This window comes from Labrys monachus (assembly GCF_030814655.1).
GTDB classification, from domain to species: domain Bacteria; phylum Pseudomonadota; class Alphaproteobacteria; order Rhizobiales; family Labraceae; genus Labrys; species Labrys monacha.
Genome location: NZ_JAUSVK010000001.1, coordinates 1,881,213 through 1,894,467, shown reverse-complemented (window position 1 = coordinate 1,894,467; position 13,255 = coordinate 1,881,213). Strand labels below are relative to the sequence as shown.

Here is a 13,255-nt window from a genome sequence, read left to right as displayed (position 1 = left end):
TTTCACGGAAATACAATGGAATATCCCAAGATGAGCTATGAGGTACGAAGAGATATCGTCGGATACGGCAGGAATCCGCCTCATCCTCGCTGGAAAAACGATGCAAGGATCGCGATAAACTTCGTCCTCAACATCGAGGAGGGAACCGAATACTCGATCGGCGACGGCGACGGTTTTGCCGAGGCGACCCTGACCGAGTTCGACGCGTCCTATGTGCCGCGCGGGGATCGCGACCTCGCGGCCGAATCCATGTTCGAATATGGCAGCCGCGTCGGCGTCTGGCGGGTGCTACGCCTATTCGAGGAGCGCGGCCTGCCGCTCACGCTGAACGCCTGCGCCCTGGCGGTCGAGCGCCATCCGGAACTGGCGGCGGCGATCCGCGACAGGAATTACGACATCTGCTGCCATGGCTGGCGCTGGGTCGACCATTTCCTGCTGCCGGCCGAGGTCGAGCGGCGGCATATCCTCGACGCCATCGCCAGCCTGGAGCGGACGGTCGGACGCCGGCCGCTGGGCTGGTGCTGCCGCACCGGCCCCAGCGTCAACACCCGCCGGCTGCTGAAGGAGATCGGCGGCTTCCTCTATGACAGCGACGCCTATAATGACGAACTGCCCTATTGGGTCGACGTCGAGGGCCTCGACCATCTCGTCGTGCCCTACACCCACACCCATAATGATTCGAAATATGCGCCCGGCCCCTTCGCCACCGCCGGCGACTACGAGACCTGGCACCGCGACGCCTTCGACTGGCTCTACCGCGAGGGCGCGACGGCTCCGAAGATGATGTCGGTCGGGCTGCACGCCCGCATGATCGGCCATCCCGCCCGCATGGCCGGGCTCGCTCGCTTCCTCGACCACATCGCCCGCCACGCGGATGTCTGGGTGTGCGAGCGCATCGAGATCGCCGAGCATTGGCGCGCCCACCACCCGCCCCGGGCCTGAACACGCAATCGGACGGAAGGACACCATGATGACACTTGCGACGCTCGAACGCGCGGACGCCCTCGGCGGGGAGGAACGCCGGCTCCGCATCGATCTCGCCGCGGCCTTCCGGCTGGCGGCCGGCTTCGACTGGCACGAATCGGTCGGCAACCATTTCAGCGTCGCGGTGGCGCCCGGCAGCCGAAGCTTCCTGATGAACCCGCGCTGGATGCATTTCGCCCGTATCCGGGCCAGCGACCTCCTCCTTCTCGACGGCGACGCTCCCGGGGTGATGGACGGTCCCGGCGCGCCCGATCCTTCCGCCTGGGCGATCCATTCCAGCCTCCACGCCCATCTTCCGCATGTGCGCTGCCTGCTCCACCTCCACCCGCCCCACAGCACCGCGCTGGCCTGTCTCGCCGACCCCGAGATCAAGCCGATCGACCAGAACACCGCCCGCTTCTTCGACCGCATCGCCGTCGATCTCGCCTATGGCGGCATCGCCGACGAAAGGGCCGAGGGCGAACGCCTCGCCAAGGTCCTCGGCAATCGCAGCATCATGCTGATGGGCAATCACGGCGTCCTCGTCGCCGGGGAGACGATCGCCCAGGCCTTCGACGACCTCTATTTCCTCGAACGCGCCTGCCAGACGTTGATCCTGGCCTATTCGACCGGCAAGGCCCTGAACGTCATGCCGAGCGACCTCGCGGCCCGCACCGCGCGCGACTGGGAGGATTACGCCGAGATGAGCTTCGCCCATTTCGAGGAACTGAAGAAACTCCTCGACGCAAAGGATCCCTCCTACGCGCAATGACCCGGGAGCGTCCACTCTTCCCCCGGCGGCTGTGATTCCATGCCGGCCGGGGACCGGCACATCGATGGGCGGGTCCCCTGACCGGCAATCTGCCCGAACAGGCGGATGCGAGCGATAGACGGCAAGAAACGACCGATCGGTCACGCCGACGGATCGGCAACGACGACCTCCACCCCCGCCGACGTGAGAGCCTCGGCCAGAGATCCCTCGGGACGGACATCGACGACGAGACGGTCGATCCGGCCGAGCGGACAGACCTGGAAAAGCGCCATCCGGCCGAGCTTCGAACCGTCGGCGATCACGGTGACGGAGCGCGCCTGGGCGACCATCGCGCGGGCGACCTGGGCTTCATCGAGCAGGAAGTCCATGGCGCCGTCGCGCCCGATGCCGCCGACGGTGATGACCGCATGGGCCGCATGGAAGCGGGCGATCTGCTCGACGGCAAGGGAGCCGGTCATCTCGCCGACGTCGGCCCGGTACTCCCCGCCGATGACGAAGACCTTGCCGCCGCCGGCCGCGACGGTCCGGGCGATCTGCGGCCCATTGGTGATGACGGTGATGCCGGGCCGGCGCGCCAGCTCCTCGGCGAAGAGCAGCGTGGTGGTGCCGGTGTCGATGAAGAGGGTGTCGCCCTCCCCGAACAGCGCCGCGGCGGCGCGGGCGACGGCGCGCTTCTCGCGGATCGCCTCGGAAAGCCGGGCAGGAAACGCGCCCTCGCGAGGGGCCTCCGGCATCACGGCGCCGCCATGGACCTTGCGGATATGACCGCGCCCGTCCAGTTCGGTGAGATCGCGCCGGATGGTCTCGCGCGAGCTGCCGAGGAGGCCGGCGAGATCGTCGACGCTCATCCGCTCATGCTCGCGGACGAGATCGACGATGCGCTCGCGGCGAATCCCAGGCTTCATCACGCATGTCCTTGCTGAACCACGATTGACAAAACGGTCATCCATATCTACCGAATGGTCAATCAGGCGACCGGGGATCAACGTGCCAGAGGCCATCGCCGATAGCAATCGCATCAGCGGGATCGGGACGGCCGACGTCGCGGTGATCGGAGCCGGCGTCGTCGGCTGCGCCGTGACCCGCAGGCTCGCGCTGCTCGGCGCCCGCGTCGTTCTCCTGGAGAAGGCGCCGGACATTCTCGCCGGCGCCAGCAAGGGCAATAGCGCGCTCCTCCATACCGGCTTCGATGCCCCGCCGGGCAGCCTCGAATGCGCGCTCATGCAGCGCGGCCATGCGGAATTCCTCGACATCCGCGAGCGGCTCGGCCTGCCGCTGCTCGAAACCGGCGCGATGGTGGTGGCGTGGAACGAGGCCGAGGAAGATGAACTCGACGCCATCGAGGCGCAGGCCCGGCGAAACGGCGTCGGCGACGTCGTCCGCCTCGGCCGGCGGGAGGTGCTGGCGCGCGAGCCCGCCCTGGCGCCGCATCTGCGCGGGGCCGTGCTGGTGCCCCGCGAGCATGTCATCGATCCCTGGTCGACCCCGCTCGCCTATCTCACCCAGGCGCTCGCCAACGGGGCGCAGGCGCTGTTCGGGGCGGAGGTCTGCGGCGGCTCGTTCGACGGCGAGGCCTGGACGCTGCAGACCGCACGCGGCGCCGTCCGGGCCGCCCGCATCGTCAACTGCGCCGGCCTCCAGGGCGACCGCATCGAGCGCCTCCTCCTCGGCGATGCGAGCTTCGAGATCAGGCCGCGCAAGGGCCAGTTCGTCGTCTTCGACAAGCCGGCGGCCGGACTGCTGACGACCATCCTCCTGCCGGTGCCGACGGAGCGGACCAAGGGTATCGTGCTCACCAGGACGATCTACGGCAACCTGCTCGTCGGCCCGACGGCGGAGGAGCAGGACGAGCGCGACCGCGCCACCATCGAGGCGGAGACCCTGGCGGCGCTGATCGCCAAGGCCGTCGAGTTCGTGCCGGCGCTCGACGGCATGCCGGTGAATGCGGCCTATGCCGGCCTTCGCCCCGCCACCGAGCGCAAGGAATACCGCATCCGCCATGAGAAGGACCGGCACTGGATCACGGTGGGCGGCATCCGCTCGACCGGCCTCACCGCCGCCCTCGGCCTCGCCGCCCATGTCGCCGAACTGCTCGCCGGCGAAGGCTGGCAGGCCTCGCCGCTCGAAGACCCCGTCTGGACGCCCGTCCCCAACCTGGCCGAGCACCGCCCCCGCGACTGGCAGGCGCCGAACCATGGCGAGATCGTCTGCCATTGCGAGATGGTCACCCGCCGCGAGATCGAGGCCACCTTCGCTTCGCCCCTGCCCCCGGGCGATTTCGGCGGCCTGCGGCGCCGCACGCGGGCGGCGATGGGGCGCTGCCAGGGCTTTTATTGCGGCGCCCGCCTGGCGGAACTGACGGCGGGCCGCCTTGCCGAGCCGCTCGCAGCGGGTGACGCCGATGCCTGAACCGATCGACACCGATGTCGCGATCGTCGGCGGCGGCCCCGCCGGCCTCGCCGCCGCCATCGCCCTGCGCCGCCGGGGTATCGCCCGGGTCCTCGTGCTCGAACGCGAGAGCGAGGCGGGCGGCATACCCCGCCATTGCGGCCATCCGCCCTTCGGCATCCGCGAGTTCGGCCGGCCGATGACCGGCCCGCGCTACGCCCGCCGCCTGCGCGCCGAGGCGGCCGCGGCCGGCGTCGACCTCCGTACCGGCCACAGCGTGGTGTCGCTGGAGCCGGGCGGCCGGCTCACGGTGGCGGCGCCGGAAGGCGTGCGCACCGTGGCCGCGCGGCGCATCATCCTGGCGACGGGTGCGCGGGAGGCGACGCGCGCGGCGCGGCTCGCCTCCGGCGACCGGCCGATCGGCGTGATCAACACCGGCGCGCTGCAATCCTACATCTACCTGAAGCGGCTGAAGCCGTTCCGGCGTCCCGTCGTCGTCGGCACCGAGCTGGTCGGCCTCTCCGCGCTGTGGACCTGCATGCGGCACGGCATCCGGCCGGTCGCCGTCGTCGAGGAAGGCATGCGCGCCACGGCGCGCTGGCCGCTCTCCCTCTTCCCGCGCCTTCTCGGCATTCCCGTCCATTACGGCTCGCGCCTCGGCGACATCGCCGGCCTGCCGCGCGTCACCCATGTCGAGATCGACGGCCCCGGTGGGCGGAAGAGCCGGCTCGCCTGCGACGGCGTCCTCTTCACCGGCCGCTTCCTGCCCGAGGCCGCGCTGGTCCGCATGGGCACGCTCGCCCTCGACCGCGGCAGCGGCGGGCCGGCGGTCGACCAGCATGGCCGCTGCTCGGATCCGGCCTATTTCGCCGCCGGCAACCTGCTGCGCCCGATCGAGACGGCCGGCTGGTGTTTCCGCGAAGGCCGCCGGATCGGCGAAGCCGTCGCCGACGACCTCGCGGGCGCTCTGCCCGTCGCGACGCGGACGGTCCGGGTCGGGCATGCCGCGCCGATCCGGTTCGCGGTTCCGCAGTCTCTCTCGCTGGCGGGATCCTCTCGCCTCACCGGCACCATCCAGCTTCGGGTCGGTACCGAGAGCGCCGGCCGGCTGACCGTCAGGGCCGGCGGCCGCCTCCTGTGGTCGCGCCGCATCGATACAAGGCCGGAACGTCGCATCCTGGTGCCGCTCCAGGGCATCGACCTGCCCGAAGGCATCGACGCTATCGAGATCGCGATCGAGCCCGGGGGTGGAGCATGACCGAGACGATCGGGCCGGCCTGCCCATCTGGGGCGCCGCAACCGTCGATGTCGAATGCGACGGCTGCGGCCACTTCCGTCACTGCAGACCTCGCCTTGATCTGACCATCTCCCGGATAGGAAAGAGCAGAATGCGCATCGCCGCCGTCGACCAGGGCACCACCAGCACCCGCGTCCTGGTGTTCGAGGACGATGCGCCGCCGCGCGTCGCCCATGCCGTGCGCCACCGCCAGTCCTATCCGCAACCGGGATGGGTGGAGCACGATCCGCTCGAACTCCTCACCAATATCGAGGCTTGCCTGGCCGCAGCCGGCCCGGTCGATGCCATCGGCATCGCCAACCAGGGCGAGAGCTGCCTCGCCTGGGACGCCGTCTCGGGCGAACCCCTGTCACCCGTCATCGTCTGGCAGGACAATCGCACCAATGACGCGATCGAGCGCCTCGCGGCGGCGGGCGCGGCGGAAGGGGTGGCGGCGCGGACCGGCCTGCCGCTCGACTGCTATTTCTCCGCCTCCAAGCTCGCCTGGATCGTCGAAAACATCGCGCCGGCGAGGGCGGCGCTCGATGCCGGCCGGCTTCGCCTCGGCACCACCGACAGCTTCTTCCTCGACCGGCTCGCCGGCACCTTCGCCACCGACGCCACCACGGCCTCGCGCACGGCGCTGATGGACCTCGCCACGCTCGCCTGGGACGAGGGCCTGTGCCGGCTGTTCGGCGTGCCGCGCGAGGCACTGGCGCCGATCCGGCCCACATCCGCCGCCTTCGGCGCCATCGGCGGCACGCCGGTGACCGCCTCGGTCGTCGACCAGCAGGCCGCCCTGCGCGGCCATGGCTGCCGCGCCGTCGGCGATGCCAAGATCACCTTCGGCACCGGCGCCTTCGCCCTCGCCGTGACCGGCCCGGACATCGCCCGGCAGCGGACGGACGGCCTGATCTCGACTGTCGCCTGGCAGACGCAGGCCGCGACCACCTATGCGCTCGAAGGCGGCGTCTACGATGTCGGATCGGTCGTCGAATGGGCATTGCGGATCGGCATCCTCGACGCCCCCTCGGAACTGGCCGCCTTCGCGGCTCCCCCCGCCCTCTCGCGCGGCCTCGCTTTCGTGCCGGCGCTGTCCGGCCTCGCCTGCCCGCAATGGGACCGCAACGCCGCCGGCCTGTGGATCGGCATGACCACGGCGACCACCCGGCAGGACCTTCAGCAATCGCTGCTGGAGGGCATCGCCATGCAGACGCGGGAAGTCGTCCGCGCCATGGACAAGGCGATCGGCCTCGGCGACGCCATCTCCGTCGACGGCGGCCTCACGGCGAGCCCCTATTTCCTGCAATTTCTCGCCGACGTGACCGGCAAGACCATCGTCAGGCGCGCCAATGCGGAACTCACCGCCTATGGCTGCGCCCTGCTCGCCGGCCTACCGGAAAGCGGCGGCCCGTCCTCCGCCGACATCGCCTATAGCCCCGGCAGGCCCGTCAAGGGCGCCGACGCCCGCTACGCCGAAGCGCTGGCGCGATGCGGCGGCTGGCGCTCGGTCTGAGTTCGCTACGGCATCGTTTTCACCGAGAATCGGAATCCACTCTTCCGCCCGATGCTCAAGGCTTCCTGCCGGATGTCTCCTGGGCCGGCCCGGCCGACAGGCTGCGCGCGCTGTTCTTCAGGACCTCGACGAGCCCCATGCGGGCGACGGGTGCGGCGTCGGCCTTGACGATGAAGCAGAGCGTCGCGACCGCCGCGCCGCGGCGGTCGCGAATGGGCACGGCGAGGCAGGCGGCGGTGTTGTCGGCCAATCCCGAGGTGATGCAGTAGCCGTCCGCGGCGGCCCTCGCGACATCGGCGAGGAAATCGTCGACATCGATGCGGCGGCCGTCGGGGAGGACGAAATCCTGCGGCGGGATCAGGTCCCGTATGGCGTCGGGCGTCATGCTGGCCAGGAGCAGCCGGCCGGCGGCCGTCCAGGGGATGGGCAGCCGTATCCCGGCCTCCGGATCGCGCCCGGGCAGCCGCGTGCCGGGGCGCCGATGGACGGCGGCATATTTGTCGCCCTGCAGCACGCCGAACTCGGTCGTCTCCCCCGTCAGCGCCGCCAGGCGGTCGACCTCGTCGCGCGCGCGGCGCAGCAGCGCGTTCGCACCGAGATAGTCCGCCGCGTAGAAATACAGGGTGGTGCCGAAATAGATGCGGCCGTCGAGATCGGAGACCTCGAGGATGCCGGCCGCCGTGAAGCGGTTGACGATGTCGTAGATGGTGGAGCGCGGCGCCTTGAGCCGGCGCGCGATCTCGGCGACCGCCAGAGGCTGGCGGGCGGCGTGCAGGCATTCGAACAGCCGGATCGCCCTGTCGATGCTGCGTTCCCGAACCTGTCCCACGCGCACCCCGATCGCCTTGGCCGCCGAACGGCCCGGCGGCACTCTACCTATATTATAATACCACCGACACCAGGAAAGTCGCCAGCCTTCATGCCGGCAGATCGGCAAGGGGCGCGGCCATCTGCTCGAACGTGCATTGGCGCGGGCCCTTGTCGGGCCGCCAGCGCAGGAGCTTGGTGCCGTGTCGGAAACGCCCGCCGGTGACGTGGTCGAAGCGCACCTCGACCACGAGCTCCGGCCGGAGAGGTTCCCATTCGCCGCTGCGCTCCGTGCTCCAGCGGCTCGGACCTCCCGGCGCCTTGCCGGTGAAGCCGGGCGGCTGGCGCAGCGCTTCCAGGCGCCGGGTCAGCGCAGGCCTTACCTCGTCAGTGATCGTCGAGGTGAAGCCGACATGGTCGAGCCGGCCGGCCTCGTCGTAGAGGCCGAGCAGCAGCGAGCCGACCTCCCGGCTGTCGCGTGCATAGCGGAAGCCGCCGACGACGCAGTCGGCGGTCCGCAGCCGCTTCACCTTGATCATCGCCCGCTCGCCGGGAGCGTAGGCCGCGTCCAGCGGCTTGGCGACGACGCCGTCCGTCGCCCCCTCGCCGACATCGCCGAGCCAGCGCAGGGCCTGCCCGCGATCGCGCGTGAAAGGCGATACGATCAGGCGGCCGGGAACGGCGGCCCTGCGCCCGAACGCTTCCAGGGCAGCGCGCCGGCTGGGCAACGGCTGGTCGAGCAGGCGCTCCCCCTGCGGCGACAGCAGCATGTCGAACAGGATGAAGCGGGCCGGCGTCGCCGCCGAGAGCTTGCGGATCCGGCTTTCCGCGGGATGGAGCCGCATCTGCAGGGCGTCGAAGGAGAGGCGCCTGTCGATCTCGACGACCAGTTCCCCGTCGACGACCAAGCGCTCGGCCGGACAGTCGGCAAGCAGCGACACCACCTCCGGGAAGTAGCGGCCGAGCGGCTTGCCGGACTTGGCCCTGAGCTCGATCGCCTTGCCCGCCTTGAAGGCGAGGCAGCGGAAGCCGTCCCATTTCGGCTCGAACTGCCATGCCCCCTCCGGCAGTTGCGCGGCGGACCGCGCTTCCATCGGCGGCGTGTCCAAGGGCAGCCCGAAGACGTCGCTGCTGTCGCCCATCGCGGATCCCCCCTTTCAGGAGCCTTGTCGATCACGCGATACGGCCGGGAGCCGCGCTTTGTTCCCGCCGGCAGGCCGACGGGCCAGCGCTTTATTGCGAAGCGCTCTTCTGGAAGGGCTTGTTCTCGGCGATGAAGCGGGCCGCCAGCACGAAGGCGCCCATGGCGAATTCCCGGCCATGGGCGGCGATCATCCGCTCGGCAAGCTCGGCGATCTCCTGGAAGAACCGGTCCTTGCTCGCTTCCTCCGACATCTTCGGGGCTGTCGTCATGGTATCCTCCTGGCGGTGGGTGGGGTCGCCGCCATGGTCCGGGAGCGGGATGCCCCGGGCGAAGGCGGACGAGACGTCTGCGGTCACGGGAAACCTGCGCCTGCCGGCGGCGTCCGGCCTTGCGTCACTTGAACAGCCCCGACGGGAAGGTGACGATCGCCGCCTGCCCCTCCTCGGTTCCCAGCGCCAAATGCCGGCCGTCGCGCGACCAGCGCAGGGCGCGCACCGCCGATCCGCCGGCCGTCCTGACGACGAGCTCGTCACGCTTGCCGATCTGCGCCACCACGACGCTGCCGTCGCCATAGCCCGCCGCGACGAGCGGCCGGTGCGGATGGATGTCGACCGCCTCGACCGGGACGAGGCCGGCCCGCCCGGTCTGCGGGTTCTCCGGCCGGGTGCGGTCCTGGAACAGGGTGTCGACCCGCCACACCACGATGCGGAAGGCGCCGCCGGTGGCGAGATGGCGCGAATCCGCGCTCCAGGAGAGCGAGCGGACGGGCGCCGGATAGTCCGGGATCGGCAGGCTTTCGCCGCTCCCCGCATGCACAAGCACGATGCCGCCCTGCGCCACCGAGGCGACGAGCCAGGCGCCGTCGGGGCTCCAGGCGAGTTCGAACACCGTGCCGAGGGGCAAATGCCGGGCCTCTCCCTCGCCGCCGAGGGTCCGGAGCGACAGGCCGTGCGGCCCGCCGAGCGCGAGGCGGGACCCGTCGGGCGAGGCAGCCATCGCCGAGGGCTCCTCGTCGTCGGCGCGCAGCAGGCGAAGCACGCCGTCCGCCTCGCAGGCCGCCAGCACGGTCCCCGCCGCCGCGACGGCTCGCCCGCCCGGCAGCACGGCGAGGGCGGCGACCGGCCCTCCCCCGACATCCGCGAAGGGTTCGACGCCCTCCGCCACCGTGAGGCGGGCGAGCCGGCCGCCGCGCCCGCCAGCCACGAAGCCCGCCTCCCCCAGCGGCGCCAGCCGGACCGGTCCCGCATCGACGATCAGCTGCATCGCCGGCGGAACCGGGCGAGACCGACGGGAAATGGTGGCGCGGCCGTCATCGGCGGCGATGCGGTAGCGGTCCTCCGGCGGCTCGGCATCCTGCATGCGCGCCAGTGCCACCCGCCCATCGGCGAGCGCGAAGGCGACCGCACCCTCGGCGGCATCGAAGCAAAGCCGCTCCACGCCGGCGCCCACCGACCACTGCCGCGCCAACAGGCTGTAGAGCGTCGCGGTTTCTTCCGTCCTGTCCATGGCCCTCACTCCCGTTCGACGGCGGCGATCCGCCTGTCCAGTTCCTCGATCTGGCTTTCGAGCCCGGCCAGCGCGATATCGTCCGCCACCATGGCGCTCCTCGCCGCGTCCCGCCGTTGCAGTTCCTCCCGCAGGGCGGCGGCCCGGGCCTCGGGGGTCTCGCCGTCCTCGCGCTCGCCTTCCATCCGCATGATCGCGAAGTCCGCTCCGCCGGCGATCTGCTGGTTGAGGAGATGCCGCGCAGTCAGGCGCGAGACCTCCTGCACGATCCGCAGCCGCTCCCGCAGCATCGCGGCGATGGACCCATCGGAGTCGCTCATCATGCCCTCCCCGTCGCCGGCGGGCCGGCTTCGACGTCGGCGAGGATGCGCTGCAGCCCGCCGACCCCCGATACGAAGCGGCGCTGCGCATCCTCGACATGCGAGCGCAGCGAGTCCCACAGATCGACCCTGAGGAGGCGCATCGGATCCCCGGCCAGGGTCTCGATCGCCTGCAGGCCGAACTGGTGCTCGAGGCCGACGCCGTTGAGCACGAACTCGGCCAGTTCCCGCGCATGGGTCTCGATGAAGGGGCGCAGCAGGGGATGGTCGCCATAGACGACGCCGCGCCGGGCGAGCTGGTCCTCGATGAAGAGCTGGAAATGGCGCACCAGCAGATATTGGCTCTCGCCCACCAGGCGGATCACGAAGGCGAGGTCGCGGTCGGCCCGCGACAGGATCTCGGAGGCGAGCAGGGATGCCGCATCTTGTCCTCCCTCCTGCCGGCCGGCCGGTTCCGACGCCATCGTCCTCTCCGTCTTCTGCCCTCAGGCCTGCGAGCGATATTGGTGCAGCTTGCGGTAGAGCGTGCTGCGCGAGACGCCGAGCCGGCTGGCCGCGGCCGAAATATTGCCGCTGGCGGTGACGACCGCCCGTTCGATCACCCGCCGCTCGGCCTCGTCGAGCCGGGCTACCTCGGCCTCGTCCTCCCCGCCGGGCGGGAGCCGGTCGCCGGTCTCCTCCCGCGCCGCGGCCACCGCCTCCCTGAACTCCTCGGGGAAATCCTCCGGACCGACGGTGTCGTGGGTCGACATCAGCACGAGATTCTCGACGAGATTGCGCAGCTCGCGCACATTGCCCGGCCAGTCGTGGCGCCGGAGCAGATCGAGCGCATCCGCTTCGAGGCGCAAGGGCGGCCTGCCATAGGTGGCCGAGAACTCGCGATTGAAATGGTCGATCAGGATCTCGATGTCGCCGCTGCGCTCCCGCAGCGGCGGAATGACCACCCGGACGGCGCCGACACGGAAATACAGGTCCTTGCGGAAACGGCCCTCCGCCACTTCCTGCTTCAGGTTGCGGTTGGTCGAGGCGACGAGGCGCACGTCGACGGGCCGGGGCTTGTTGTCGCCGAGGCGGTAGACCGCCCGCTCCTCAAGCACGCGCAGCAGATAGGGCTGGAGCTCGAGCGGCATCTCGCCGATCTCGTCGAGGCTGAGCACCCCGCCATGCGCCGTTTCGAACCGACCGGGGCGGCCTTCCCGCGTCGCGCCGGTGAAGGCGCCGGGCGCGTGCCCGAACAATTCGCCGCCGAGCAGCTCCTTCGAGACGGCGCCGCAATTGAAGGCCACGAAGGGCTCCTTGCCGGTGGCCTGGCTGGCGGCGGAGACGAGCCGGGCGAAGAGCTCCTTGCCGACGCCGGTCTCGCCCTCGAGGAGGATGGCCGTCCGGCCCTGCGCGGCGCGCTCGACCTTCTCGACCGCCTGCAGCAGCGCCGGGCTGCAGCCGACGATCGCCGCCCGCGCCGCTTCCAGCGGAGCCCGCGCCCTGGCCTGGCCCTCCGGCGCCGGGCGGCTTGCCCGCGGCTGCGGCGCCAGCACCAGCATCGCCCCCCGGATCACGCCGTCGACGAGCAGCGGCTCGATGCCCTGCCCGCGCAACGCTTCCGGCAGGCGGTCGGCGAGATCGTCGCGCGACAGCGGGCTGCGCACGTCGACGAGCCGGGTTCCCACCTGCAGCTCCGTTGCGCCGACGAGGCCCCGCCAGCGCAGGGACGCCATGTCGTTATGGTGGACGACCCGCCCGAAGCGGTCGAGCACGACCACGCCATCGGCGTTGCCGGTGCCGCCCATGCGGCCGATACAGGCTTCGAGCAGCCTCATCCGGTCGATGCGGATCCTTTCGGACAGGGCGAGCTCGATATGGTTGGCCGCCAGCACCGCCAGGGCGACATTGTGCCGGTGGAAGATCGCCTGCGGCCCGGAGAAGTCGATGATGCCGATGATGGTGCCGTCGAGCGGGCTGCGGATGGGCGCGCCGACGCAGGTCCAGTTCTTGATCCCCTCGGCGAAATGCTCGGCGGCATGGACATGCACGGGCTGGCCGGTGATCAGCGCCGTGCCGATGCCGTTGGTGCCGGTGACGTTCTCGCCCCAGGCCGCGCCGACCTCAAGGCGGATGTCGTGCCCCTCGTCGATCGTGCGCCGGTCGCCGCCGACCTTGAGCACGACGCCCTCGGCATCGGTGATCACCACCATGGTGGCGGCATCCCTGAGCACCTCGGCGACACGGCGGAAGGTCTCGGTGGTGGAGCCGAGCAGGTCGTCGTTCTGGCACTGCAATTCGTAGAGGCGGTCCGGATCAGCCAGCACATTGGAGCCGCGCCCCCGCGCGTCCACGCCGAGCCGGGCGCTGCGCTCCCAGGAGCGCTCGATCACGCTGCGCACCGCCACGCTTCCCGCCTCGTCGCCGCGCGTCAGGAAGGTCTCCCAGGCCCTGATGGTCTCCCGCTCGTCATAGAGAGGTCCCTGATCCGCTTCCGCATCGCCGAGGCCGTCGGGAACACATCCGCCCTGAAAAGGCGAGCTCGGCGCGAACCCCTGCTTCATCATCGGACACCTCGAATTTG

The 13,255-nt window shown here is 70.8% G+C and carries 13 protein-coding genes; 5 read left to right on the top strand and 8 right to left on the bottom strand.

The features are described from left to right. Window positions 1-15 precede the first annotated feature (15 nt). Window positions 16-942, top strand: coding sequence for an allantoinase PuuE (locus tag J3R73_RS08585; protein WP_307425065.1), 927 nt, complete (start codon window positions 16-18; stop codon window positions 940-942). Window positions 943-967: 25 nt separating this feature from the next. Beyond that, window positions 968-1,735: a class II aldolase/adducin family protein gene (locus tag J3R73_RS08580; RefSeq protein ID WP_307425060.1), complete on the top strand. Its 768-nt coding sequence runs from the start codon at window positions 968-970 to the stop codon at window positions 1,733-1,735. A 140-nt stretch (window positions 1,736-1,875) separates the two neighbouring features. On the opposite strand, the gene J3R73_RS08575 is transcribed toward J3R73_RS08580, so the two are convergent. Next, on the bottom strand, window positions 1,876-2,640 hold the full coding sequence (locus tag J3R73_RS08575) for a DeoR/GlpR family DNA-binding transcription regulator (protein ID WP_307425058.1): 765 nt from the start codon (window positions 2,638-2,640) through the stop codon (window positions 1,876-1,878). An 82-nt stretch (window positions 2,641-2,722) separates the two neighbouring features. Between J3R73_RS08575 and J3R73_RS08570 the strand changes: the two genes are divergently transcribed. The 3 genes from J3R73_RS08570 to J3R73_RS08560 all read left to right on the top strand — a co-directional run bounded on the left by J3R73_RS08570 (window position 2,723) and on the right by J3R73_RS08560 (window position 6,915). Then, the gene (locus J3R73_RS08570) at window positions 2,723-4,144 is read left to right on the top strand and encodes an NAD(P)/FAD-dependent oxidoreductase (RefSeq protein ID WP_307425056.1); all 1,422 of its coding nucleotides are present in this window, start codon (window positions 2,723-2,725) and stop codon (window positions 4,142-4,144) included. Continuing rightward, on the top strand, window positions 4,137-5,381 hold the full coding sequence (locus tag J3R73_RS08565) for an FAD-dependent oxidoreductase (RefSeq protein WP_307425054.1): 1,245 nt from the start codon (window positions 4,137-4,139) through the stop codon (window positions 5,379-5,381). The genes J3R73_RS08570 and J3R73_RS08565 overlap by 8 nt, the downstream gene beginning before the upstream one ends. 130 nt (window positions 5,382-5,511) lie before the next feature. Next, complete coding sequence (locus tag J3R73_RS08560) at window positions 5,512-6,915, top strand: FGGY family carbohydrate kinase (protein WP_307425052.1); 1,404 nt, start codon at window positions 5,512-5,514, stop codon at window positions 6,913-6,915. A gap of 55 nt (window positions 6,916-6,970) precedes the next feature. On the opposite strand, the gene J3R73_RS08555 is transcribed toward J3R73_RS08560, so the two are convergent. From J3R73_RS08555 to J3R73_RS08525, 7 genes are all read right to left on the bottom strand, one after another. After that, window positions 6,971-7,786 carry an IclR family transcriptional regulator gene (locus J3R73_RS08555; protein ID WP_307425050.1) on the bottom strand — a complete coding sequence of 272 codons (816 nt, stop codon included), beginning with the start codon at window positions 7,784-7,786 and terminating at the stop codon, window positions 6,971-6,973. Window positions 7,787-7,832: 46 nt separating this feature from the next. Further along, window positions 7,833-8,864: an ATP-dependent DNA ligase gene (locus J3R73_RS08550; RefSeq protein WP_307425047.1), complete on the bottom strand. Its 1,032-nt coding sequence runs from the start codon at window positions 8,862-8,864 to the stop codon at window positions 7,833-7,835. 91 nt (window positions 8,865-8,955) lie between these two features. Continuing rightward, entirely contained in the window at window positions 8,956-9,222 is a 267-nt protein-coding gene (locus J3R73_RS08545; RefSeq protein WP_307425043.1) for a hypothetical protein, read from the bottom strand. 37 nt (window positions 9,223-9,259) lie between these two features. Then, complete coding sequence (locus J3R73_RS08540) at window positions 9,260-10,372, bottom strand: WD40 repeat domain-containing protein (RefSeq protein ID WP_307425040.1); 1,113 nt, start codon at window positions 10,370-10,372, stop codon at window positions 9,260-9,262. A 5-nt stretch (window positions 10,373-10,377) separates the two neighbouring features. After that, entirely contained in the window at window positions 10,378-10,692 is a 315-nt protein-coding gene (locus tag J3R73_RS08535; protein ID WP_307425039.1) for a hypothetical protein, read from the bottom strand. Next, window positions 10,692-11,156 (bottom strand): hypothetical protein, encoded by a 465-nt coding sequence (locus J3R73_RS08530; RefSeq protein ID WP_307425036.1) that lies wholly within the window; start codon window positions 11,154-11,156, stop codon window positions 10,692-10,694. The genes J3R73_RS08535 and J3R73_RS08530 overlap by 1 nt, the downstream gene beginning before the upstream one ends. A 21-nt stretch (window positions 11,157-11,177) precedes the next feature. Continuing rightward, window positions 11,178-13,238: a sigma-54-dependent Fis family transcriptional regulator gene (locus J3R73_RS08525; protein ID WP_307425034.1), complete on the bottom strand. Its 2,061-nt coding sequence runs from the start codon at window positions 13,236-13,238 to the stop codon at window positions 11,178-11,180. Between the last annotated feature and the right edge of the window lie 17 nt (window positions 13,239-13,255).

Coding starts and splice junctions, on each gene's coding strand:
- J3R73_RS08585 (WP_307425065.1), top strand. CDS start 16: ATGGAATATCCCAAGATGAGCTATGAGGTACGAAGAGATATCGTCGGA.
- J3R73_RS08580 (WP_307425060.1), top strand. CDS start 968: ATGATGACACTTGCGACGCTCGAACGCGCGGACGCCCTCGGCGGGGAG.
- J3R73_RS08575 (WP_307425058.1), bottom strand. CDS start 2,640: ATGAAGCCTGGGATTCGCCGCGAGCGCATCGTCGATCTCGTCCGCGAG.
- J3R73_RS08565 (WP_307425054.1), top strand. CDS start 4,137: ATGCCTGAACCGATCGACACCGATGTCGCGATCGTCGGCGGCGGCCCC.
- J3R73_RS08560 (WP_307425052.1), top strand. CDS start 5,512: ATGCGCATCGCCGCCGTCGACCAGGGCACCACCAGCACCCGCGTCCTG.
- J3R73_RS08550 (WP_307425047.1), bottom strand. CDS start 8,864: ATGGGCGACAGCAGCGACGTCTTCGGGCTGCCCTTGGACACGCCGCCG.
- J3R73_RS08540 (WP_307425040.1), bottom strand. CDS start 10,372: ATGGACAGGACGGAAGAAACCGCGACGCTCTACAGCCTGTTGGCGCGG.
- J3R73_RS08535 (WP_307425039.1), bottom strand. CDS start 10,692: ATGAGCGACTCCGATGGGTCCATCGCCGCGATGCTGCGGGAGCGGCTG.
- J3R73_RS08530 (WP_307425036.1), bottom strand. CDS start 11,156: ATGGCGTCGGAACCGGCCGGCCGGCAGGAGGGAGGACAAGATGCGGCA.
- J3R73_RS08525 (WP_307425034.1), bottom strand. CDS start 13,238: ATGATGAAGCAGGGGTTCGCGCCGAGCTCGCCTTTTCAGGGCGGATGT.